Genomic DNA, 21,950 nt, shown 5'->3' with positions numbered 1-21,950 from the left:
AGGTTGGCACGCTGCCCCCGGTTCACCACTCCGCACTCGCACCGACTGTCTGTCGTCCGCCGGGCGGCGCCCCACCCGGTCGCCCGGTCCCCCCATCGCAGAAGGAGTACGCGTGAGAGGCATACCCCGCGTCACCCGCATACCCCGCCCCCTCCTCGGCGCTCTGGTCGGCGTCACCGCGCTGCTCACCGCCGGCGCCCTCGCCACACCCGCGGGCGCCGCGCCGAGGTCCGACAACCCGACCGGTGTCAGCTCGGTCTCGGCCGGCGCGCAGCAGCAGGCCCGTGAGTTCTGGACATCGGAACGGATGCGCGCGGCCACCCCGCTCGACCTGGTGACCGTGAACGGGCACTACGACGGCGGCTCGGCGCCCCTCAAGGGCAAGGCGACCACCATCGCGCCCAGCGCCCCGGTCAACAGCACCGGATCGGACATCGGTGTGCTGGCCTTCCCGAACGGCGGCGGCCAGTGGACCGGCGGTGGAGCGATCGTGTCCACCGCGGGCCGCGTGTTCTTCTCGTACCAGGGCCGTACGGCGTCCTGCTCAGGCAACGCCGTCACCAGCGCCAACAAGAGCACCGTGATCACGGCGGGCCACTGCGTGAAGCTGGAGGGCGCCTGGCACACCAACTGGGTCTTCGTGCCCGGCTACCACGACGGACAGGCCCCCCATGGCCGCTGGACCGCGTCGAAGACCCTGTCCACCCCGCAGTGGACGGCAAGCGAGGACATTAACTACGACGTCGGCGCGGCGGTCGTCGCCCCGCTGGACGGCAAACTGCTGACGGACGTCGTCGGCGGACAGGGGCTGGCCTTCAACACCGGCTACAACCTGCCCATGTACGCGTTCGGCTTCCCGGCCGCGGCCCCGTACAACGGCGAGAAGTTCATCTACTGCAGCGGCAACACCAACCGGGACTTCCTGCTGTCGAACGACCACGGCATGAACTGCAACATGACCGGCGGCTCCAGTGGCGGCCCCTGGTTCACACAGTTCAACGAGGCCACCGGTACCGGCCTGCTGTCCTCGGTGAACAGCTTCAAGTACAACTTCCTGCCGAACCGGATGTACGGCCCGTACTTCGGCGCCGACGCCCAGAACCTCTACCAGGCGGCACAGGCCTCCTGACCGGCGGCCGAAACGCCACTCGTTAGGCTCTCTTTCCGTGTCCTCGAAGAACGACAGCCCTGAACAGGGCGATGCGCCCAGCAAGTCCGAGCAGACCCGTGCGCTCATCCTGGAGACGGCCATGCGGCTGTTCCAGGAGCGCGGCTACGACAAGACGACGATGCGGGCGATCGCCCAGGAGGCCGGGGTCTCCGTCGGCAACGCGTACTACTACTTCGCGGGCAAGGAACACCTGATCCAGGGCTTCTACGACCGGATCGCCGGCGAGCACCGAGCGGCGATCCGGGACGTCCTGGCCCGCGAGACCGACCTGGAGACTCGGCTCGCGGGCGTGCTGAAGGTGTGGCTGGACATCGCCACGCCGTACCACGAGTTCGCGGTGCAGTTCTTCAAGAACGCCGCCGATCCCGACAGCCCGCTCAGCCCCTTCTCCGCCGAGTCGGAGCACGCGCGCGAAGAGGCCATCGCCATCCACCGGCAGGTGCTCGCGGGCTCCGCGAAGACGAAGGTGCCCGAGGACCTCCGGGACGTACTGCCCGAGATGATGTGGCTCGGCCAGATGGGGCTCGTCCTGTACTGGATCTTCGACCGGACCGAGGGGCGCGAGCGCAGCTATCGGCTGGCCGAGCGGTCCGCCCGGCTGACCGCCCGGGGTGTGGCGCTGGCGCGGTTCCGGGTGCTGCGGCCGCTGGTGCGCGACGTGCACGAGCTGTTCACGGACTTCCTGCCCGGGATGACGAACGCGCTGCCGGACCCGGCGAAGGGCCGGACGAAGGACAGGACGAAAGGCAAAGAGGCGCCCGTCGAGGACGAGCGCCCCTGAAGCCTCCTGCCGCGCCGGTCAGTTGACGCCGCCCCCGCGCGGTGCGGCGTCCACCTCTCCCTCGGCCAGCTCGACGTCGTGCACGAGCGGCCCGTCCGCCACGACGACCTGCCCCGCGCGCGACCCGTAAGACGGGGCGGTCGTCGCCAGCAGATACGTCCCCGGCGCCGGCACGGACACGATGTACGAGCCGTCCGCGAGCGACGTCACCCGGTCCACCTGACGCCCGCCCTTCGTCAGCAGCGTCACCGCGGCGCCGTCGACCGGCTCACCGTCGGCCGTGCGGACGTACCCGTGCACGACCGAGGTCCGGCCCGCCCCGGCCGGCTCCTCCTCGCCCGCCGGCGCGACCGGCTCCTCCTTCGGCTCGACCGCCAGGTGCGGCAGCCGCTTCTCCATCCAGTCCGGCAGCCACCAGTTGGACTTGCCGAGCAGGTGCATCGCGGCCGGCACCAGGGCCGTACGCAGGATGAACGCGTCCAGGGCGACGGCGGCCGCGAGGCCGATGCCCGCCATCGCGCCCTCCATGTCGCCGCTCAGCACGAACGCGCTGAACACACAGATCATGATCAGGGCGGCCGAGTTGATGACCCGGCTGGTCTCCGCGAGGCCGACGCGCACCGCGCGCGCGTTGTCCTTCGTGTGCACCCACTCCTCGTGCATACGGCTCACCAGGAACACCTGATAGTCCATGGAGAGACCGAACAGCAGGGACAGCATGATGACCGGCAGGAACGACGTGATCGGCCCCTCCTTGCCGACACCGATCAGCTCGGTGCCCCAGCCCCACTGGAAGATCGCCACCAGGACGCCGAAGGACGCCGCCGCGGCGATGAGGTTCATCAGGGCGGCCGTCAGGGGCACCACCAGCGAGCGGAAGGCCACCATCAGCAGCAGGAAGCCGAGCGCGATGATCGTCGCGACGAAGTACGGCAGGCGATCGCCGGTCACCGAGGCGAAGTCCTTGAAGACCGCCGTCACTCCGCCGACATGGGCCTCGGCCCCGGACTTCGGGATCACGTCGTCGCGCAGCCGGTCGATCAGCCGGTCCGTCTGCTCGGACTGGGGTGAGGTGGTCGGTACGACCTGGATGACCGTGACGCCGTTCGCGGGCGGGACGGCGGCCACCTGGGCGACGCCCTCGGTCGATCGGATGCCGTCGACCAGGCCGGCGGGGGCGTTGCCGTCGACGACCACCTGGAGCGGGCCGTTGACGCCGGGCCCGAAGCCCTCGGCGAGCAGGTCGTAGGCCTGCCGGGTCGTGGTCGAGTCCTGGTGGTTGCCCTGGTCGGTGGCGCCCAGGCGGAGCGACAGCACCGGGATCGCGAGGACCGCCATGACGACGACGGCCAGCGCCGCGAGCCGACGCGGGCTCTTCTGAACGTACGCCGACCAGCGCGCCGCGAGGCCGCTCGCCTCCTCCGGCTCCGGTCCCGCCGCGGCGAGCCGACGCCGCTGCCGGCGGCTGAGGACCCGCATGCCGAGCAGGCCGAGAAGGGCCGGCAGCAGGGTGATCGCCGCCAACACGCTCAGGACGACCGTCAGGGAGGTCGCGACGACCACGCCGTCCAGGAACCGCATGTTCATCACCAGCATGCCGGCGAGCGCGATGCAGACCGTGCCGCCCGCGAACAGCACCGCACGCCCGGAGGTGTTGAGGGCCGTCACCGCCGACTCCTCCGGCTTCATCCCGCGCAGGATGCCGCGGCGGTGCCGGGTGACGATGAACAGGGCGTAGTCGATGCCGACGCCGAGTCCGATCAACGAGCCGAGCAGCGGGGCCACTTCGGGCACATCCGTGACATGGCTGAGCAGCATCGTCCCGATCAGGCCGGTGCCGACGCCCGCGATCGCCACGATGATCGGCAGCAGCATCGCGAAGAGCGAGCCGAACGCCAGGAACAGCACGACCGCGGCGGCCAGGATGCCGACCGCCTCCGCCGTGCCCTGCGGCGGCTCCTGGGTGCGGGCGATCGCCTGGCCGCCCAGCTCGACCTGGAGTCCGTCGCGTTCGGCGGCCTGCGCCGTGTCGACGACGTCCTCGATCAGCTCCTTGGGGATGGCGTTCGCCTGCTCGGTGAAGGTGATCTGGGCGTACGCGATCCGCCCGTCCCGGCTGATCTGCGCGGCTCCCTGTGCCGCGTACGGGTCGGTGACCTCACCGACCCCCTTCATCCGCCCGATCTCCTCCAGCGCGGGCTCGATCCGGGACCGTACGGACTCGTCCCGGACGGACGCCCCGCCGTCTCCGTCCACCTTCCACACCACCGTGTCGGTGTCGCCCGCGCGCTCCGGGAAGGCCTTCTCCATCAGGTCGTACGCGGTGGTGGAGTCCGTGTTCGGGAGGGAGAAGACGTTCGCGTAGTTCGTACCCGCGGCCGAACTCGCCGCTCCCAGGCCGAACAGTGCCCCCAACCACAGCAACAGGACCACCAGCCGGTGCCGATAGCACCACCGTGCCAATGCCGCCACGCTCAACGCTCCTTATTCGGTTCGGTCGGTCCCCCAGGTCCTGGGCAACAGGATTGGCGGCGGCACGCGCGCGTGACAGGCGATGGCCATGACTCTCAAGGAACTCCAAAGCGGCCGGCCACCCGACTGTCAGTGGCGCCGCCGATACTGGGGGCATGACGACGGCTTCCGGCACCGTGCTGATCGTGGAGGACGAGGAGAGCATCGCGGACGTCCTCGCGATCGCCCTGCGCTACCACCGCTTCGAGGTCATGACCGCGGGCTCGGTCCGCGAGGCGCTCACGCTGGTCGAGCGCACCAGCCCCGACGCGGCGCTGCTCGACGTCATGCTCCCGGACGGGGACGGCCGGGCGCTCGGGCGTGAACTGCGCGAGCGGCGCCCCGACCTGGCGCTCGTCTTCCTCACCGCGCGCGACTCCCCCGCCGAGATCGTCGGTGCCCTCGGTTTCGGCGACGACTACATCACCAAGCCGTTCAACATCGACGAGGTCATAGCCCGCGTCACGGCGGTCCTGCGCCGCACCCGCCCTGCCGACGTCCTCCCGCAGCGACCGCCCCTGCGGTACGGCGACCTGGAGCTGGACGAGACGACGTACTCGGTCCACCGCGCGGGCCGCACCGTCGAACTCACCCCGACCGAGTACGCCCTGCTGCGCTTCCTGGTGCGCAACGGCGGCCGGATCGTGCCCAAGGAGCAACTCCTGCGCCACGTCTGGCAGTACGAGCACACGCCGCCCGAGTCGACCGTCGTGGAGACCTACATCAGCTATCTGCGGCGCAAGCTGGACACCTTGGGACCGCCGGTGATCACCACTCGGCGGGGCGTCGGGTACGGGCTGGCATGAGGCTCGCCGGGATCCTCGACGTCTGCCGCCGGCGCGGCATCCACTCGCTGCGCGGGAAGCTGACGCTGGCGAACGTCGCGCTGCTGGCCGTCGGCATCGTCGTGGCGACCGCGGTCAGCCTGATGACCGCGCGGTTCTACCTGCTCGACAAGGTGGACACCGAACTCCAGGGGGCGCGGACCGCACTGCAGAACGCCGGGTTCACCCTGCGGCAGATCGAGTCGCTGAGCGAACTGGGCATCGCGCTGGACAGGTTCAACGGCGGCGGAGCCACGGACACCGATCCGCTGCCGAGCCCGAGCATGGTGTACGTCGCGGTCGGCTCCGGCGGGAAGCCGGTGGCCCTGGGCCCCTTGCAGCCGACGCCCCGGCAGCACGCCCTCGCCGCCGCCGCGAAGAACCCGGTCGACTTCGCCGCCGACGAGGAGCCACGGGACGTACGGGTCGAGGGTGACCGCCACCGGATGGTCGGCGCACGGCTGTCGGACGGCACCGTCGTGCTGATCGCCATGCCGACCGAGGGCCTGCACGAGGGCATGGGCAAGGCACTGCGGATGGACCTCGCCGTCGGCGCCCTGCTGCTGGCCCTGCTCGGCTGTCTGACCATGTTCAGCGTCCGCCGCCGGATGCGCCCGCTGGAGGACATGGTGGAGACCTCGTCGGCGATCGCCGAGGGCGATCTGACCCGGCGCGTCCCCTCCAGCCGCGACCCGACCCTGGAGGTCGAACAGCTCCGGGTCGCCCTCAACTCCATGCTCCACCAGGTCGAGTCGGCCTACCGCACGCGCGAGCGCAGCACGGCACAGCTGCGCCGCTTCGTCGGTGACGCCTCGCACGAACTGCGCACGCCGCTGTCCGCGATACGCGGCTACCTCCAGCTGTACGACAAAGGGATGCTCACCGACCCGGCCGAGCGCAGACGGGCCTGGGACCGGATGAACGGCGAGGTCGACCGCATGGGGCGCCTCGTCGACGAGCTGCTCACCCTCGCCCGCCTCGACCAGCGGCCCGAACTGCGCTTCCGTAACGTCGACTTGAGCCGACTCGTGCGCGAGGCCGCCGAGGACCTGCGAGTGCAGCAACCCGAGCGGCCCATCACCGTCGACGCCGACGGCACACTGCTCGTGCACGCCGACGAGTCGGGGCTGCGGCAGGTGCTGGGCAACCTGCTGAGCAACGTCCGCACGCACACGCCCGCCGATGTGCCGGTGCGGCTGGGCGTGGAGCGGACGGACGGGGTCGTACGGCTATGTGTCGCGGACAAGGGGCCGGGGCTGTGCGAGGAGGACGCGGCACGCGTCTTCGACCGGTTCTTCCGGACCGGCGGGGGCGCGGGCAGCGGACTGGGGATGGCGATCGTGCAGGGGGTGGTGGAGGCGCACTGCGGGGAGGTGGCGGTGCGGACAGCGCAGGATGACGGGCTGGCGGTGACGGTGACGCTGCCGTCGCGGTGACAGGCGCGCATCCACGCCCGCGTCCACGCGCGCCTTTACGCTCGTAAAGCCTGCCGGTTCTCATGGGTTGGCGTCGGCGAGGACGAGTGCCCACACCGTCTTCCCGTGCCGCCCCCGGCTCCACACTCCCCACGCCGAGGCCAGGTTCTCCACGAGATGCAGGCCGCGGCCGGTCTCCTCCGACTCCCCCACCGACCTCAGGCGCGGGGCGAGTTGTCCCTCGTCCGACACTTCGATCAGACAGGATCCGTCGGCGAGTGCGGTCACGGCGACCTCGAACTCGCGCTCCAGCAGCGGGCCGTGGCGTACGACGTTGGTGGCCAGCTCGGAGACGAGCAGCACGGCGTCCTCCAGCGCCGGATCCCTGGGCCCGTGCCCCCAGTCGGCCAGGTGGTTTTGGACCCGGCGCCGGGCGAGACCTACCGACGCCGGATGCCGGGGCAGCCGGAAGGCGTTGCGTCTCAGCACGTTTGCTCCTCACCCCGCGCACACCTTCGACACATGGTGCAGCGCCGAGCGGTCCCCTGGCATCACCGGGCGAATGTCAAGGCCGCGAGATCGCGTCAGATCCGGGTGAGACGTCAGATCCAGGTGAGGCTCCAGAGACGGAAGAGGCCGGTACCGTCCGACAGATACTGACCACCACCGACGTCCTCGCTGGTGACCACGTACTCCTTGGCCTGCCACAGCGGGATCACCGGGACGTCGCGGGCGACGGCCTCCTGCAACGAGCGGAAGTCCTTCGTGGCCTCGCTGCGGTCGGCGTACTGCTGGCTGGCCGTGATCAGCCGGTCGACGGCCTTGTCGCTGTAACCGGTGTTCATGGTGCTCTTGGTGCCGACGAGCGGTCCACCGTAGGTGTCCGGGTCGGGGAAGTCGGCGACCCAGCCGACGGCGTACGCGTCGAGCTTTCCGCTCGCCCAGCGCTTCTGGAAGTCGGTCCACTCGTAGCCCTTGACCGTCACCTTGAACAGCCCGCTCGCCTCCAGCTGCCGTTTGATCTCCGCGGCCTCCTCGGCGGTCGCGGCGCCCCGACCGGTGGCGTAGCCGTAGGTGAAACGGACGGGCAGGCTGACGCCGGCTTCGTCGAGCAGGGCGCGCGCCTTGGTCGGGCTCAGGTTGGGGTAGCTGTCGAAGAACGAGGTGGTGTGGCCGGTGATGCCCGTCGGGATCAGCGAGAACAGCGGGTCGACGGTCCCCTTGTAGACCGTGGCCGCCAGCCGCTCGCGGTCGATCAGCCAGGCCAGGGCCTGCCGGACCCGGACGTCGTGCAGGGGTGAGCCCGTGCGGGTGTTGAAGTACAGATTGCGGGTCTCGGAGCTGTCGGCCTCGGAGACGCGCTGGTCCGGGTCCGCGGAGTTCAGACCGGCGAGGACCTCGGGCGGCAGTGTGCGGGTGGCCACGTCGATCCGCTTCGCCTTCCACGCGCCGTCGAGGGCGTCCGCGTCGGAGAAGTAGCGCAGTTCGACGGGGCGTCCGGTTTCCTTCAGGGCGCCCCTGTAGAGGGAGTTGGGCGCGAGGACGGCCTTGCTGTCCTTCGTATACGCGGTCAGGGTGTACGGGCCGGTGCCGTCGACAGCGTTGTCGGTGCGCAGCGCGTCGGCCGGATACTTCTCGCGGTCGACGATCGCGCCCGCCCCGGTGGCCACCTTCAGCGGGAACGTGGCATCGGGCGACGACAGTTGGAACGTCACGGTACGGCCGCTGGCGCTCACCGAGCCGAGGGTGTCCAGCAAAGAGGACGGGCCGACGTCCGACTTGATCCGCTTGACCCGGTCGAACGAGTACTTGACGTCCTGCGCGGTCATGGCGCGCCCGCTCGGGAAGGTGAGTCCCTCGCGCAGCTCGCAGCGGTACATACTCAGGTTGCTGCCGACGAACTCGCAGCTCTGAGCCGCGTCCGGCACGGGTGTGACGCCGCCCGGCTCGAAGGTCAGCAATGACTGGAAGACGTTGTTGAACAGCGCCCAGGAGCCGGCGTCATAGGCGCCGGCCGGGTCGAGCGACGTGACGGCGTCCGTCGTGCCGACCGTGATGGTCCTGTTCTCGTCCCGCTGCGACGGCAACAGCTGCCAGCCGCCCACTCCCACGGCCGCCAGCACGAGCAGCGTCGCGAGAATCCGCATGCGAACCGAACGCATGGGTGTGCCCTCTCCCCGGCCCTCTACGAGCCCCGCATGAGCAGTGAATTGCGCCGCATCCCCTTGGCGGCGCGCACACCCAATCACACGTGTTTCAGCAGGGGGAAGAGGATTCTGGTGACATGGGAAAGAACTTACCTACGGGCGTTTCGGCCGTGTTTCACAGGTGATCCGTAGTTCATTCACAGTCAGGGTGAGGCGAGTTGGGCGGGCCTTGCGCCGACCGGGCAGCAGGCGTCGTCAGGCCTGACGGGACGTCAGCTCGATCACCGTGATGTCCGACGGAGCGCCCACGCGCGTCGGAGGGCCCCAGGCGCCCGCGCCGCGGCTGACGTACAGCTGGGTGTCGCCGTACCGCTCCAGGCCGGCCAGGGTCGGGTTCGCCAGCTCCGCGACGAGATTGCCCGGCCAGAGCTGGCCGCCATGGGTGTGGCCGGAGAGCTGGAGGTCGACGCCGTGGTCGACGGCGTCGTGGATCTGGATCGGCTGGTGGGCGAGGAGCACGCACGCGCGTGCCGTGTCCCGGTCGCCGAGGGCCTTGGCGAAGTCGGGACCCTGGCCCTCGCTCTCGCCCGCGACGTCGTTGACGCCGGCCAGGTCGAAGTGGGGCAGTTCCGCTCGGGCGTTCTCCAGGGGGCGCAGGCCCAGGCGGCGTACCTCCTCGACCCACTGCTCGGCGCCCGAGAAGTACTCGTGGTTGCCGGTGACGAAGAACGCGCCATGTCTCGCCCGGAGCCCGGCGAGCGGGGCCGCGGCCGGGCCGAGGTCCTTCACGCTGCCGTCCACCAGGTCGCCGACCACCGCGATCATGTCGGGCTGCGTGCCGTTGATCGTGTCGACGACCTTCTGCGCGAAACCGCGGCCCAGGACCGGGCCCAGGTGGACGTCGCTGACGACGGCGATCCGGTAACCGTGCGCCGCGCGCGGGAGCTTGGCCAGCGGGACGGTGACCCGCTTCACCTTGGGGCCGCGCAGCACGCCGTACGAGCCGTAACCGACGGTCCCCACGGCAGCCGCGGCGGCGGCCCCGGCGACGACTCTGGAGACGAAGAGGCGGCGGGTGGGGGTGGCCAGGGGGCGGGACGGGGCTGTGGGGTCGGGGGCGGGGTCGGTCACGGACGCCGGGGACCGGTCGGTCGCAGTCGCCGGGGCAGATCCGTTCGCGGACGCCGGGATCGGGTCCGTCACGGACGCCGGGGACGGGCTGGGGGTGGGGGCCGGAGACGGGTCGGTCGTGAGCGCTGAGGCCGCGCCGGCCTTGGTCGCCGCGGTAAGGCCCGTCGAGGGCGCCGCGGTCGGGCCTGCCGTAGGGGCCGTCGCCGAGCCGGCCGTGGGCGCCATGGTGGCACCCGCGGTAGGTGCCCCGGTCGGGACGGTCGTGGGCGCCGGGTCAGGGGCGGCCGGACGCGTCGGCGCCGGGCCGGACGCGTGGGTGAGGGTCCGGCGGTCGGCGGTCCCGGTGTCGGGTGACGTGGCCGGCGTCACACCCTCCGGCACGGGCTCGGGCTCCCCCGTGCCCGCCCGCCGCTCGAGCCACCGTCGCAGCAGGGGTCGTACGACCTCACCCGCCAGCACACCCAGCATCAGGTACATCGACAGGGCCAGCCACAGGAAGCCCGGCCAGGCCAGGACCTGCTGGAGCCAGAAAGGTGCGCCCGAGCGCTCGGCGACGAGGCCCCCGATCGTCAGCGCCCAGCCACCGGCGATGACCACCACGCCCGCGCGGCGGACGAACCCGGGGCCGCGGGTCGTGTCGCGGAACAGGCGGCGCCACAGCCACCAGTTGCCCACCACCAGGACGGACAGCACCAGCAGTGCGACAAGCGCGAAGACGATGACCACGCCGACGTTCCCTTTCCGTTGCGTGCTGAGTGAACGCCCGGCGCGATGGCCGAGTTCCTATGACGTCCGGCGCAGTGCGCGCACTCCACGCAACCCGATGACCCCGACGCCCGTCCCCAATACGAAGGAGACGACGGCGAGCAGCAGATGCACCCAGAAGTAGGCCGTCGGGTGACCGTCGTCGAACGCGAGCCCGCTGCTGTCCTTGATCAGGTTTTTGACGAAAGTGACCCAGATGACCCAGCTCCACACCCCGAAGGCGAGCAGGAACCAGGAGACGGGGCGGCTGAGCTTCATGCGTTCAGTATCGCCGCCGCGTGTCCGGCCGTCCGGGCGGGGTGGGGACAGAAGCGGGACTTCCATGGGAACGGCATGTACGTTCTCGCTCGTGTCCGCACCCAAGAAGACCACCGGGCGAGCCCTGCTGGTCACTTCAGCCGTCGTGTCGTCCCTCGCGCTGACCGCGCCAGTCTCCTACGCGGCTCCGAAGCCGTCACCGAGTACGAGCCCCTCGGCCACTCCCCCGGCGAACATGTCGAGCGTGGGCGGCGAGCGGCTGGGACAGGCCGGCACCCAGGTGAACCTCGCGGGCGGTGTCCCCGTGCTGCCCAAGGACCTGACCGCCCGCTCCTGGGTCGTCGCCGACGCCGAGTCCGGCGATGTGCTCGCCGCGCACAACGCGCACTGGCGGCTGCCGCCCGCGAGCACCATGAAGATGCTGTTCGCCGACACGCTGCTGCCGAAGTTCCCGAAGACCATGGAGCACGAGGTCGTCCCGTCCGACCTGGCGGACGTCGGGTCCGGCTCCAGCATGGTCGGGATAAAGGAGGGCGAGAAGTACAGCGTCCACGACCTGTGGCTCGGGGTCTTCCTGCGCTCCGGCAACGACGCCGTGCACGTGCTGTCGAAGATGAACGACGGAATCGACAACACCGTCAAGGAGATGAACGAGCACGCCGAGGAGCTGCAGGCCCTCGACACGCACGCGGTGTCCCCTGATGGCTACGACGCTCCGGGCCAGGTCTCGTCGGCGTACGACCTGACGCTGATCGCCCGCTCCGGACTGCAGAAGAAGGACTTCCGGGAGTACTGCTCGACCGTCAGCGCCAAGTTCCCGGGCGAGACGAAGAAGAACAAGAAGGGCAAGTCCGTCCGGGGGACCTTCGAGATCCAGAACACCAACCGACTCCTCAGCGGCGACTCCGACATCTCCGTCTACCAGGGCATCGCGGGTGTCAAGAACGGCAACACCACGAACGCCGGCTCCACCTTCACCGGCGTCGCCGAGCGCGACGGCAAGGTGCTGCTCGTCACCGTCATGAACCCGGAGAAGAGCGAGCACAACGAGGTCTACAAGGAGACCGCGAGGCTCTTCGACTGGGGCTTCCAGGCGGCCGGCAAGGTGCAGCCGGTGGGTGAGCTGGTGCCGCCGAAGAGCGCGGCGCAGGCCACCGCCCAGCCGGGTGCGAACGACTCCGGGGAGGCCGGTGGCGCCGGGGACGCCGAGAAGTCCTCGAAGCCGGCGGTGGGAGCCTCGGCCGCGGACGGCTCGAGCGGCGTCGGCGTCGCGCTCGGGATCACCGGCGGGGCGCTGGTGCTGCTCGCGGCGGGCGCGTTCCTGATCAACCGCCGGTGGCCGCTGCCCGACCTGGTGCGGCGTCGGGGCCGTTCCTGACCTCGGGCTCGGGCTCACTCTTCCCGGGCTCATCCGTCTCGGGCTCGCTGGGGCTGTCGGACTCGTCGGCGAGCTCGACCTCCTTGCTCTGCGTCGCCGTCCAGGCGGCGCAGAACACCACCAGCTTCGAGGTGAAGTTGATCCACAGCAGCAGGGCCACGGGCACGCCGAACGCGCCGTACATGCTCTTCGTGGCCACGCCCTGCATATAGCCGCTCAGCAGCAGCTTCAGCAGTTCGAACCCGATCGCGCCGATCAGTGCGGCCACCATCAGCCGGCGGCGCGGCGGTTCGACGCCGGGCAGCAGGGTCAGCACGTACAGCAGGAGCAGGAAGTTGGCGAGTACGGCGACCAGGAACGCGGCGGTCTGCAGCAGGATCCCGCCCCAGCCGCCCTCGTCGATGCCCAGCTGCCGGGTGATCCAGCCGACCAGGGCGGAGGCGACCGTGGAGGCCGCGATCGTCACGAGCAAGGCGCCGCCGAAGCCGAGGAGGACGCCCGCGTCCTTCGCCCTGCGCAGGACGGGGTTCTCCTCCTCGTCGGGCAGCTCCCACACCGCGCGCAGGCACTCGCGCGTGGCGGTGACCCAGCCGATGCCGGTGAACAGCAGGGCGGCACCGGCGATGAGGCCGATGGTGCCGGCGTTCTGCACCAGCGCGTCGATGTTGAGCTGGTCGGCGATGCCGGGCACCTGGTCGGCGATCTTGTCCTCGAGCTTGTCCTGCTGCTCCGTGCTCAGCGTCGCGGCAGCGATCGCCGCGGCCACGGTGAGCAGCGGAAACAGCGCCACGAAGCTGGTGAACGTCATCGCGGCGGCCAGCCGTGTCCACTTCACCCGGTCCATGCGCTCGTACGACCGCCACGCGTGCGTGGTCATCAGCCAGGTCGCCGCGGACCCGACGACGGGGAGCTTCTTCAGCCAGTCCATGATCCGACTCTGCCCTCCCTCCGGAAGACCAATGTGCGAGTGCCCCAAAACCGCAGGACCGTAGCCAGCACCATCCCGATTCCCGCTCCGGAGACGGTGTCCGCACGCTGGGAGGTGAAGCCGAGCCCGTAGTGGCTCACGGTGAGACACAGCAGCTGTACGGCCGCCCCGGCGATGTTCACCACGAGGAAGAGGGCGTAGGGGCGCAGGCCCGTCGGCTGGGTGTGGCGGTAGGTGCCGAGGGCGTTCCCGGCGTACGCGACCGTGCAGGCGGCGACGAAGGAGAGGGCCTTGGCGGTGAGGGGGCCGTGGGCGGCCGGGCCTCGCAGCCAGGTGAAGAGGGCGAGGTCGACGGCGTAGGCGAGCAGGCCGACAGTGGCGAAGCCGAGGAGTTCACGCCGGTCACCCCACACGCGCGTACCCCGCGCCGCGTCCCCGCGCTCGCACACACGCGTGCCGCCCCCTCGCCCCTGCTCCCGCACACGTGGGCCATCCCCCTCGCCTCCGCCCTCCCACGCACGCGAGCCCTCCCCGTCAATTCCGCCCTCCCTCACATGCGTACAGCCCCTCTCACTCCCGTCGTGCCACGCACGCGTGGCGATCACTTCACCCCGGCCCCGACACACGCGCGTGCCTACCAATTGGCCACGGCCAACCCGTACATGGCCAGCCACACCATGCCGATGAGGGCGAGCGCGCGGTCGCGCAGGACGACGTCCTCGGGTTCGCCCGCGGTGCCGCGGTCGGCGAAGACGGCGTAGCGCAGGATGGCGAGGATGAAGGCGACCACGGACAGCTGGCGCCAGGGCAGCACGCTCGTGTGCGGGACGCCGCCCTCCTCCAGGGCCCACAAGCAGTAGGCGAGGACGGCGACCCCTGCCGCCAGCTGCCAGACGAAGCGCAGGTAGCCGGTCGTGTACTCGGTGAGCAACGCGCGCGTGGCGCCCGCTTTCCCGGCCATCTGCACGGCCTCGGAGTAGCGCTTGGCCGACACCATGAACAGCGCCCCGAACCCGGTCGTGATCAGGAACCAGCGCGACAGCGGGATGCCGAGCGCGAGCCCGCCGATCACCGCCCGCATCAGGAATCCGGTCGTGACGACGGCGAGATCGACGACCAGGACGTGCTTGAGGCTGACGCAGTACGCCAGTTGCATGCCGATGTACGCCGCCAGCAGGGCCACGACGGCCGGTGAGGTCAACCAGGCCGCGGCGGCAGGCGCGAGGGCGGCCAGGGCGCCTCCGACGGCGTAGGCGACCGGCACGGGGACCAGCCCGGCGGCGACCGGCCGGTGGCGCTTGGTGGGGTGCGCGCGGTCCGCCTCGGCGTCGCGGGCGTCGTTGATCAGGTAGACGGCGGCGGCACTGGCGGTGAAGAGGACGAAGACGAGCGCGAGTTGGGTCAGGGCATGGGTCGAGAAGAGCCGACCGGCGGCAGCCGGAGCGGCGATGACCAGAACGTTCTTGATCCACTGCTTGGGGCGTGCGGTCCTGAGCAGGCCTTTCAGCAGCGCGCGGGGGCCGCCTTTGCGGGGTGGTGGCACGGCTCGTCGCGGGGGCGTGCGCTGCTCGTGGAGCGCAGCCTGTCTGATGCGCGCGGCGCTCGTCAGGTGCGCGGTCTCAGGCACGGGCGCCCCCTGCGCTCATCCAGCGCGACCCGGCGCGCGCCGTGAGCGCCCCGAGCGCCACGCCTGCCGCCACATCCGAGGGGTAGTGCACACCGACGACCAGGCGCGACACGCACATCGCTGCGGCGAGCGGCACGATCGTGTGCGCGCCGAGCGCGCCGTAGGCGACGGCGGCAGCCGCCGCGGAGGCCGCGTGGGAGCTGGGGAAGGAGTGCCGGCCGAGGGTGCGCACCAGGGGCTCGACATGCGCGGGGCGCGGGCGGCGCACCACCCTCTTCACACCCATGCTGACGAGGTGCGCACCCGCGGTGAGCGCCGTACCGCGCAGCCATGCGCCGCGACGCCCACCGTCCAGGGCGGCACCCGCGACGCCGACCGCCAGCCACAGCGCGCCGTGCTCGCCCGCCCGGGAGAGGACACGAGCGGCGGCGGCGACCCGTGGGTCACGGCCGCGGGCATGGAGTGCGGAAAGGGTTCGGCGGTCCGCGCCCCGAAGGCTCCGCTGATCGATGTCGTCGAGGTGGTCCATGTGGACTCACTGTTCACGCCCACAGAGCCAGAATTACGGCAATATTGAGCGACATCCCATTAATCACCCATTTCGGGGAGAAGCTGGATGTTTCAGAAGTAATCCCTCAGATGCGGGCGCTACGGTCGCCGACATGCCTGCCGACACCGTCTCCGTCACGGGGTGGGGCCGCACCGCCCCCACCACAGCCCGTCTGATCCGCCCCAGGACGTACGAGGAGGCGGCGGCCGCCGTCCGGGGCTGCGGGGCGCGTGGCGGCATCCCGAGGGGCCTGGGGCGGGCGTACGGGGACGCGGCGCAGAACGCCGGGGGTGCCGTGTTCGACATGACCGGCCTGGACCGCATCCACGCGATCGACGCCGACGGCGGCACCGTGGCCTGCGACGCGGGTGTCTCCCTGCACCGGCTGATGGAGGTGCTGCTCCCGCTCGGCTGGTTCGTGCCGGTGACGCCCGGCACCCGCTATGTGACGGTCGGCGGCGCCGTCGGGGCCGACATCCACGGCAAGAACCACCACGTGTCGGGCGCGTTCTCCCGTCACGTCCTGTCGCTGGAACTCCTCACCGCCGACGGCGAGATCCGTACCGTCCGCCGAGGCACGCCCCTCTTCGACGCGACCACCGGCGGCATGGGCCTGACCGGCGTGATCCTGACGGCCACGCTCCAACTCCAGCCGGTGCAGACCTCGCTGATGTCGGTCGACACGGAACGCGCGCGGGACCTCGACGACCTCATGGCACGCCTGGCGACCGGCGACGACCACTACCGCTACTCAGTAGCGTGGATCGACCTGCTGGCACGCGGCGCGGCCCTGGGGCGCGCGGTGCTCACGCGCGGCGGCCATGCGCCCCTGGAGGCGCTGCGCGAAGGCACACGCGCGTGGAAGGACCCGCTCGCCTTCCGCCCCGCCCGCCTGCCGGCCGCGCCCGCGTTCCTGCCGGGAGGACTGCTCAACCGCCGTACCGTGGGCTGGTTCAACGAGCTCTGGTACCGCAAGGCCCCACACGCGCGTACCGGCGAACTGCAGCGGCTCTCCGCCTTCTTCCACCCGCTGGACGGCGTCCCGCACTGGAACCGGATCTACGGCCGGGACGGCTTCGTGCAGTACCAGTTCGTCGTCGGACACGGCCAGGAGGAGACGCTGCGCCGGATCGTGCGGCGCATCTCCGAGCACCGCTGCCCGTCCTTCCTGGCCGTCCTCAAACGCTTCGGGGAAGCCGACCCCGGCTGGCTCTCCTTCCCCGCGCCGGGCTGGACCCTGGCCCTGGACATCCCAGCCCGCCTGCCCGGCCTCGCCACCCTCCTCGACACGCTGGACGAGGAAGTGGCCGCGGCGGGCGGGCGTGTGTACCTCGCCAAGGACTCCCGGCTGCGGCCCGAGTTGCTCGCCGCGATGTACCCCCGCCTGGACGCCTTCCGCGCGCTGCGCGCGGAAGTGGACCCGCGCGGGGTGTTCGTCTCGGACCTGGCCCGCCGCCTGGGCCTGTAGCACCGGCCAACGGACCTCTCGCACCGTCAACCCCTCATCTCTCGGACCCTCAGATCCCTAGGAGCTGTCGTGAAGGACGCCTTCGGCCTCCCCCAGTCCCTGCTCGTCCTCGGCGGTACGTCCGAGATCGCGCTGGCCACCGCACGCCGCCTGATCGCGCGCCGCACCCGCACGGTCTGGCTGGCGGGCCGCCCGTCACCCGCCCTGGAGCAGTCCGCGGCCGATCTGCGCATTCTGGGAGCCGACGTGCACACGGTGGCTTTCGACGCCCTCGACCCCGAGTCCCACGAGACGGCGCTCGGCAAGGTCTTCGCGGAGGGCGACATCGACATGGTGCTGCTCGCCTTCGGGATCCTCGGCGACCAGGCCCACGACGAGCGCGAGCCGCTGAGCGCGGTGCGGGTCGCCCAGACCAACTACACGGGCGCCGTGTCGGCGACCCTGGTCACCGCGAGCGCCCTCCAGAGCCAGGGCCACGGCTCCCTGGTGGTCCTCTCCTCGGTCGCCGGCGAACGGGCCCGGCGCGCCAACTTCATCTACGGCTCCAGCAAGGCCGGCCTCGACTCCTTCACCCAGGGCCTGGGCGACGCCCTGCACGGCACCGGCGTCCACGTCATGATCGTCCGCCCCGGATTCGTACGCTCCAAGATGACCGCCGACCTGGAGGAAACCCCGCTCGCGACCACCCCGGAGGCCGTCGCCACGGCCATCGAAGTAGGCCTCCGGCGCCGCTCGGAGACGGTATGGGTCCCGGGCGCGCTCAGGCTGGTGATGTCAGCGCTACGGCACATGCCCCGAGCGATGTTCCGCCGCCTGCCGATCTAGATCCCGCTGGTGGGGCGCCCCGACTCCACAACGCCCCGCGCGACGCACTCGTCGCCATGGTGCCGCCCACCCGGCTGCCCCCTGTGGCGCAAGACTGGGGCGCCGCATCAACGCCGCGCCCCCACAACCCCCAGGGGCGCGGGGAACTGCGCACCCAGCCACAACAAACCCGCAGCCGACCAACAACCGGTCCCGGCACCACCAGCGAAGCCAAGTGGGGCGCCGCATCAACGCCGCGCCCCCACAACCCCCCAGGGGCGCGGGGAACTGCGCACCCAGCCACAACAAACCCGCAGCCGACCAACCACCGCCCCCGCCTCACCAGCGGAGCTACCCCGCCGGGATCGACCCACGTTCCACCGAGCCCGCCTGCGGCGGCACCACCGAGCCGCCGAAGGCGAAGTCCTTCAGCCTGCGCCACACACCGTCGGCGCCCTGCTCATAGAGGGCGAAGCCGTTGCACGACCACGCGGCCTGGTAGTCGGCCAGCTCCTCGAAGGCACGGTCCATCGAGGCCTCGTCGATGCCGTGCGCGACGGTGACATGCGGGTGGTACGGGAACTGCAGTTCGCGGGCGACCGGCCCGGAGGCGTGGCGGATCTGCTTCTGCAGCCAGGTGCAGGCAGCGGCGCCCTCGACGACCTGGACGAAGACGACCGGCGAGAGGGGCCGGAAGGTGCCGGTGCCGGACAGCCGCATCGGGAAGGGACGGCCCGCCGCCGCGACCTCGACGAGATGCGCCTCGATCGCGGGCAGCAGCGAGGCGTCGACCTCTGTCGGCGGCAGCAGTGTGACGTGCGTGGGGATGCCGTGAGCCGCGGCGTCGCCGAAGCCCGCGCGCCGCTCCTGGAGCAGGCTGCCGTGAGGCTCCGGGACCGCGATCGACACGCCGATCGTTACGGTCCCCACGTCGTCTCCTGTCGTCTGTCGGTGAGCTCGCATCGCGAGGCTCGTCCTGTTGTGAGCTCGTGCCCTGTTGGTGAGCGTGAGCGGCCGCTGGTGCGGCCACTTGGCTATCGACTGTACGGCCACGGCAGTGCTGCGGGCAGGCGCAACCGTAGTGATGTGCAGCGCTGTGCGGTGGTACGGCCGTATTCCGGCCGCCTGCCGTGGTGCGGGCTCAGTGCTTGGCGGGCAGGAAGCCCACCTTGTCGTACGCCTGGGAGAGCGTCTCCGCGGCGACGGCACGCGCCTTCTCCGCACCCTTGGCCAGGATCGAGTCCAGCGTCTCCGGGTCGTCCAGATACTGCTGGGTGCGCTCCCGGAACGGCGTCACGAACTCGACCATGACCTCGGCGAGGTCCGTCTTGAGCGCACCGTAGCCCTTGCCGTCGTACTTCTGCTCCAGTTCCGCGATTCCCGCCCCGGTGAGGGTCGAGTAGATCGTGAGCAGGTTGCTGATGCCCGGCTTGTTCGCGACGTCGTAGCGGATGACGGTGTCGGTGTCGGTGACCGCGCTCTTGACCTTCTTGGCGGTGGCCTTGGGCTCGTCGAGCAGGTTGATGAGGCCCTTCGGCGTGGACGCCGACTTGCTCATCTTGATCGACGGGTCCTGAAGGTCGTAGATCTTCGCCGTCTCCTTGAGGATGTACGGCTTCGGGACGGTGAAGGTCTGGCCGAAGCGGCCGTTGAAGCGCTCGGCGAGGTCGCGGGTGAGCTCGATGTGCTGGCGCTGGTCCTCGCCGACCGGGACCTCGTTGGCCTGGTACAGCAGGATGTCCGCGACCTGCAGGATCGGGTACGTGAACAGGCCGACCGACGCCCGGTCCGCGCCCTGCTTGGCGGACTTGTCCTTGAACTGGGTCATGCGGGAGGCCTCGCCGAAGCCGGTGAGGCAGTTCATGACCCAGGCGAGCTGGGCGTGCTCGGGGACGTGGCTCTGGACGAAGAGCGTGCAGCGCTCGGGGTCGAGGCCGGCGGCAAGGAGCTGCGCGGCGGCGAGCCGGGTGTTGGCACGCAGGTCCGCGGGGTCCTGCGGGAGCGTGATCGCGTGCAGGTCGACGACCATGTAGAACGCGTCGTGGCTCTCCTGCAGGGCCACCCACTGGCGGACGGCGCCGAGGTAGTTGCCGAGGTGGAACGAGCCTGCGGTGGGCTGGATTCCGGAGAGCACGCGGGGTCGATCAGAGGCCATGCTCACCATTCTCTCAGGTGTCGGGGGCCGATCCGGAACGGCACGGAAACAGATCTGACACGGGTGGGAACCGATCCGGTCCGGGCGGTGTACCAAGAATGTGAGAACGCGGGAGGGGGGCCGCATCGTCGATGAGGCCGCGGTGATCGCACGCGTACGCGCCGGAGAGCCGGAGGCGTATGCGCAGCTGGTGCGGGCCCATACGGGCATCGCGCTCAGGGCGGCCGCCGCGCTCGGGGCGGGGGCGGACGCGGAGGACGTGGTGCAGCAGGCCTTCGTGAAGGCGTACTGCTCGCTGGGCCGCTTCAAGGACGGCTCGGCGTTCAAGCCATGGCTGCTCGCGATCGTGGCCAATGAGACGAGGAACACAGTGCGCACGGCGGCCCGCCAGCGCTCGCTCGCCGGGCGTGAGGCGGCGTTCGTGGAGGCGGAGCCGCTGATACCGGAGTCGGCGGACCCGGCGGTGGCCGCGCTGGAGATAGAGCGTCGTGCCGCGCTGCAGTCCGCCCTGGAGAAGCTGAGCGAGGAGCATCGCCTGGTCGTGACCTACCGCTATCTCCTGGAGATGGACGAGTCCGAGACGGCCCAGGCGCTGGGCTGGCCCAGGGGCACGGTGAAATCCCGGCTGAACCGCGCGCTGCGGAAGCTGGGGCGGTTGCTGCCCGATTTTCAGCCTCGGGAAGGGGGTGATGAGCATGGGTGACGGACGCAAGCCCTACGACAGCGACGGTCAGGGGGCGTACGAGGGTGAGGGCGACGGACGACCTGCGTACGGGCGTGACGGCGCCGGTCGGGGCGGTCGGGGATCCGGCAGCACGGGCACTGGTGATCGCGGCCGACGCGACGCCGCCGCAGGGCTGCCCGAGGAGCTGCGGGCACTCGGGCGTTCGCTGGACGCGCCGGGCGCGGCAGACGGCGCCGAGACGATGGTCGAGCGGGTGCTGGGGCAGATACTCGCCGAGCGCGTACCGGTTCCGGCGGCCGAGCGACCGGGCGCCACCGAACGGCTGCGAGCGCTGCGGCGCTGGACGCGGGTGCGGTGGCGTTCGCTGACCGCGGCGCTGTGCGGCCTGCTGGCGGTGCTCGTGCTCACGCCCCCGGTGCGGGCTGCGGTGTTCGACTGGTTCGACTTCGCCGGGGTCGAGGTGCGGTACGACCCGTCGGCGGTCCCCCCGCCCGGTGCCGAGGTCCCCGGCTGCGGCCGCTCGGTGTCGCTCGCCGAGGCGGAGCGCCGGGCCGGGTTCGAGCCACCGGTGCCGGAGGAGCTCGGCATGCCGTACGCGGTCGCGGTGACGGGTGAGCCGCGGGGACGGATCGTGGTGAGCCTGTGCTGGCGCGAGGACGGGCGCCCGATACGGCTGGACGTGCGGCGCGCGAGCCTGGACGTCGGCTTCGCCAAGACGGTGCGCGAACCGCCGGAATGGATCTCCCTGGGCACCGACACCTCGACCAGCGGCACGACCGATCCGGCCCTGTGGTTCGCCCGACCGCACCTGCTGACCTTCTGGCTCGTCGACGCGAGCGGCCGGCGCTATGCCCAAGAGGAGCGGACGGCCGGGCCGACGTTGCTGTGGACCCACAAGGCCAGGGGCGAGGTCGTGACCCTGCGGCTGGAAGGCGTGGCCTCGAAGGACCGAGCGGTGGAGATCGCGCAGTCGCTCGAGAGGCCGGCCGAGGTGTCCTCGAATTAGGCGGACCGACCGTGGCCGGACCACCCACGGTCGGGACACAACCCGTTGCCGGGACCCAACCCGGGACCAACCCACGGCCGGGACCAACCCACGGTCGGGACGAGTCCATGGCTGGGGCCAAACCCATGGTCGGCACGAGCCCATGGTCGGGACGAAGGCATGAAGGAGCCGGTCCGGAAATAGTGGGCCGAGGGTGGGAACCCCGGCGGGTCGGGCGGTGTACCAGAAGTGACATGCGGCTCGGGGACGGGCCGTACGGGGATCGCTCGCTTGGGGGTTCGGATGTGGGGACATGAGGTCGGCCGCTTCGAAGGCCGGTTGCCGGGACAGGAGGCCGGCCGCTCGG

The 21,950-nt window shown here is 71.0% G+C and carries 20 protein-coding genes; 9 read left to right on the top strand and 11 right to left on the bottom strand.

The window, feature by feature from the left end; all coding sequences use genetic code 11:
* Positions 1-112: 112 nt before the first annotated feature.
* Positions 113-1,129, top strand: coding sequence for a trypsin-like serine peptidase (locus ACZ7M7_RS08700; protein ID WP_472114269.1), 1,017 nt, complete (start codon positions 113-115; stop codon positions 1,127-1,129).
* 37 nt (positions 1,130-1,166) lie between these two features.
* Entirely contained in the window at positions 1,167-1,952 is a 786-nt protein-coding gene (locus ACZ7M7_RS08695) for a TetR/AcrR family transcriptional regulator (protein WP_472114266.1), read from the top strand.
* An 18-nt stretch (positions 1,953-1,970) separates the two neighbouring features.
* Here the strand turns inward: ACZ7M7_RS08695 and ACZ7M7_RS08690 are convergent, their stop codons facing one another.
* The gene (locus tag ACZ7M7_RS08690; protein WP_472115185.1) at positions 1,971-4,415 is read right to left on the bottom strand and encodes an MMPL family transporter; all 2,445 of its coding nucleotides are present in this window, start codon (positions 4,413-4,415) and stop codon (positions 1,971-1,973) included.
* Positions 4,416-4,579: 164 nt separating this feature from the next.
* On the opposite strand from ACZ7M7_RS08690, the gene ACZ7M7_RS08685 reads away from it, so the two are divergent.
* Positions 4,580-5,269: a response regulator transcription factor gene (locus ACZ7M7_RS08685; protein WP_383613749.1), complete on the top strand. Its 690-nt coding sequence runs from the start codon at positions 4,580-4,582 to the stop codon at positions 5,267-5,269.
* Positions 5,266-6,723 carry a sensor histidine kinase gene (locus ACZ7M7_RS08680; protein WP_472114262.1) on the top strand — a complete coding sequence of 486 codons (1,458 nt, stop codon included), beginning with the start codon at positions 5,266-5,268 and terminating at the stop codon, positions 6,721-6,723. Before ACZ7M7_RS08685 ends, ACZ7M7_RS08680 begins: the two co-directional genes overlap by 4 nt.
* A 60-nt stretch (positions 6,724-6,783) precedes the next feature.
* On the opposite strand, the gene ACZ7M7_RS08675 is transcribed toward ACZ7M7_RS08680, so the two are convergent.
* From ACZ7M7_RS08675 to ACZ7M7_RS08660, 4 genes are all read right to left on the bottom strand, one after another.
* Positions 6,784-7,191 (bottom strand): ATP-binding protein, encoded by a 408-nt coding sequence (locus ACZ7M7_RS08675; RefSeq protein WP_383613743.1) that lies wholly within the window; start codon positions 7,189-7,191, stop codon positions 6,784-6,786.
* A 113-nt stretch (positions 7,192-7,304) separates the two neighbouring features.
* Complete coding sequence (locus ACZ7M7_RS08670) at positions 7,305-8,864, bottom strand: ABC transporter substrate-binding protein (protein ID WP_472114259.1); 1,560 nt, start codon at positions 8,862-8,864, stop codon at positions 7,305-7,307.
* Positions 8,865-9,104: 240 nt separating this feature from the next.
* Positions 9,105-10,706, bottom strand: coding sequence for a metallophosphoesterase (locus ACZ7M7_RS08665; RefSeq protein WP_472114257.1), 1,602 nt, complete (start codon positions 10,704-10,706; stop codon positions 9,105-9,107).
* A gap of 57 nt (positions 10,707-10,763) precedes the next feature.
* Positions 10,764-11,003, bottom strand: a complete 240-nt coding sequence (locus tag ACZ7M7_RS08660; protein WP_383630163.1) for an SCO4848 family membrane protein — start codon at positions 11,001-11,003, stop codon at positions 10,764-10,766.
* Between the two features lie 91 nt (positions 11,004-11,094).
* Here ACZ7M7_RS08660 and ACZ7M7_RS08655 point away from each other — a divergent pair, with 91 nt between their 5' ends.
* Positions 11,095-12,381, top strand: coding sequence for a D-alanyl-D-alanine carboxypeptidase family protein (locus ACZ7M7_RS08655; protein WP_383613734.1), 1,287 nt, complete (start codon positions 11,095-11,097; stop codon positions 12,379-12,381).
* Here the strand turns inward: ACZ7M7_RS08655 and ACZ7M7_RS08650 are convergent.
* From ACZ7M7_RS08650 to ACZ7M7_RS08635, 4 genes are all read right to left on the bottom strand, one after another.
* A complete protein-coding gene (locus ACZ7M7_RS08650; protein ID WP_383613731.1) occupies positions 12,329-13,309 on the bottom strand; it encodes a YihY/virulence factor BrkB family protein in 981 nt (326 codons plus the stop codon). The two genes, ACZ7M7_RS08655 and ACZ7M7_RS08650, sit on opposite strands and share 53 nt — an antisense overlap.
* Positions 13,297-13,722 carry a GtrA family protein gene (locus ACZ7M7_RS08645; protein ID WP_383613853.1) on the bottom strand — a complete coding sequence of 142 codons (426 nt, stop codon included), beginning with the start codon at positions 13,720-13,722 and terminating at the stop codon, positions 13,297-13,299. The genes ACZ7M7_RS08650 and ACZ7M7_RS08645 overlap by 13 nt, the downstream gene beginning before the upstream one ends.
* 221 nt (positions 13,723-13,943) lie before the next feature.
* Positions 13,944-14,936, bottom strand: a complete 993-nt coding sequence (locus ACZ7M7_RS08640) for a decaprenyl-phosphate phosphoribosyltransferase (protein WP_472114253.1) — start codon at positions 14,934-14,936, stop codon at positions 13,944-13,946.
* Positions 14,929-15,465, bottom strand: a complete 537-nt coding sequence (locus ACZ7M7_RS08635; protein ID WP_451171762.1) for a phosphatase PAP2 family protein — start codon at positions 15,463-15,465, stop codon at positions 14,929-14,931. Before ACZ7M7_RS08635 ends, ACZ7M7_RS08640 begins: the two co-directional genes overlap by 8 nt.
* A gap of 133 nt (positions 15,466-15,598) precedes the next feature.
* Between ACZ7M7_RS08635 and ACZ7M7_RS08630 the strand changes: the two genes are divergently transcribed.
* Complete coding sequence (locus ACZ7M7_RS08630) at positions 15,599-16,954, top strand: FAD-binding protein (RefSeq protein ID WP_472114250.1); 1,356 nt, start codon at positions 15,599-15,601, stop codon at positions 16,952-16,954.
* Between the two features lie 69 nt (positions 16,955-17,023).
* Positions 17,024-17,779: a decaprenylphospho-beta-D-erythro-pentofuranosid-2-ulose 2-reductase gene (locus ACZ7M7_RS08625; RefSeq protein ID WP_472114247.1), complete on the top strand. Its 756-nt coding sequence runs from the start codon at positions 17,024-17,026 to the stop codon at positions 17,777-17,779.
* A gap of 330 nt (positions 17,780-18,109) precedes the next feature.
* Here the strand turns inward: ACZ7M7_RS08625 and ACZ7M7_RS08620 are convergent, their stop codons facing one another.
* Entirely contained in the window at positions 18,110-18,688 is a 579-nt protein-coding gene (locus ACZ7M7_RS08620; protein WP_383613716.1) for a 2'-5' RNA ligase family protein, read from the bottom strand.
* Positions 18,689-18,899: 211 nt separating this feature from the next.
* Positions 18,900-19,913: a tryptophan--tRNA ligase gene (gene trpS / locus ACZ7M7_RS08615; RefSeq protein ID WP_383613713.1), complete on the bottom strand. Its 1,014-nt coding sequence runs from the start codon at positions 19,911-19,913 to the stop codon at positions 18,900-18,902.
* 100 nt (positions 19,914-20,013) lie between these two features.
* On the opposite strand from trpS, the gene ACZ7M7_RS08610 reads away from it, so the two are divergent.
* Together ACZ7M7_RS08610 and ACZ7M7_RS08605 are read left to right on the top strand one after the other, a co-directional pair.
* The gene (locus ACZ7M7_RS08610; RefSeq protein ID WP_472114244.1) at positions 20,014-20,616 is read left to right on the top strand and encodes an RNA polymerase sigma factor; all 603 of its coding nucleotides are present in this window, start codon (positions 20,014-20,016) and stop codon (positions 20,614-20,616) included.
* Positions 20,609-21,604, top strand: coding sequence for a hypothetical protein (locus tag ACZ7M7_RS08605; RefSeq protein ID WP_472114242.1), 996 nt, complete (start codon positions 20,609-20,611; stop codon positions 21,602-21,604). The genes ACZ7M7_RS08610 and ACZ7M7_RS08605 overlap by 8 nt, the downstream gene beginning before the upstream one ends.
* The last annotated feature ends 346 nt before the right edge of the window (positions 21,605-21,950 follow it).

This window comes from Streptomyces sp. NPDC111606 (genome assembly GCF_055656945.1).
This window is presented reverse-complemented; position numbering and strand designations above follow the sequence as displayed.

Excerpts from the sequence above, each read along its gene's own strand:
- ACZ7M7_RS08685 (WP_383613749.1), top strand. The coding sequence starts at position 4,580 with ATGACGACGGCTTCCGGCACCGTGCTGATCGTGGAGGACGAGGAGAGC.
- ACZ7M7_RS08680 (WP_472114262.1), top strand. The coding sequence starts at position 5,266 with ATGAGGCTCGCCGGGATCCTCGACGTCTGCCGCCGGCGCGGCATCCAC.
- ACZ7M7_RS08670 (WP_472114259.1), bottom strand. The coding sequence starts at position 8,864 with ATGCGTTCGGTTCGCATGCGGATTCTCGCGACGCTGCTCGTGCTGGCG.
- ACZ7M7_RS08660 (WP_383630163.1), bottom strand. The coding sequence starts at position 11,003 with ATGAAGCTCAGCCGCCCCGTCTCCTGGTTCCTGCTCGCCTTCGGGGTG.
- ACZ7M7_RS08650 (WP_383613731.1), bottom strand. The coding sequence starts at position 13,309 with ATGGACTGGCTGAAGAAGCTCCCCGTCGTCGGGTCCGCGGCGACCTGG.
- ACZ7M7_RS08635 (WP_451171762.1), bottom strand. The coding sequence starts at position 15,465 with ATGGACCACCTCGACGACATCGATCAGCGGAGCCTTCGGGGCGCGGAC.
- ACZ7M7_RS08630 (WP_472114250.1), top strand. The coding sequence starts at position 15,599 with ATGCCTGCCGACACCGTCTCCGTCACGGGGTGGGGCCGCACCGCCCCC.
- trpS (WP_383613713.1), bottom strand. The coding sequence starts at position 19,913 with ATGGCCTCTGATCGACCCCGCGTGCTCTCCGGAATCCAGCCCACCGCA.
- ACZ7M7_RS08605 (WP_472114242.1), top strand. The coding sequence starts at position 20,609 with ATGGGTGACGGACGCAAGCCCTACGACAGCGACGGTCAGGGGGCGTAC.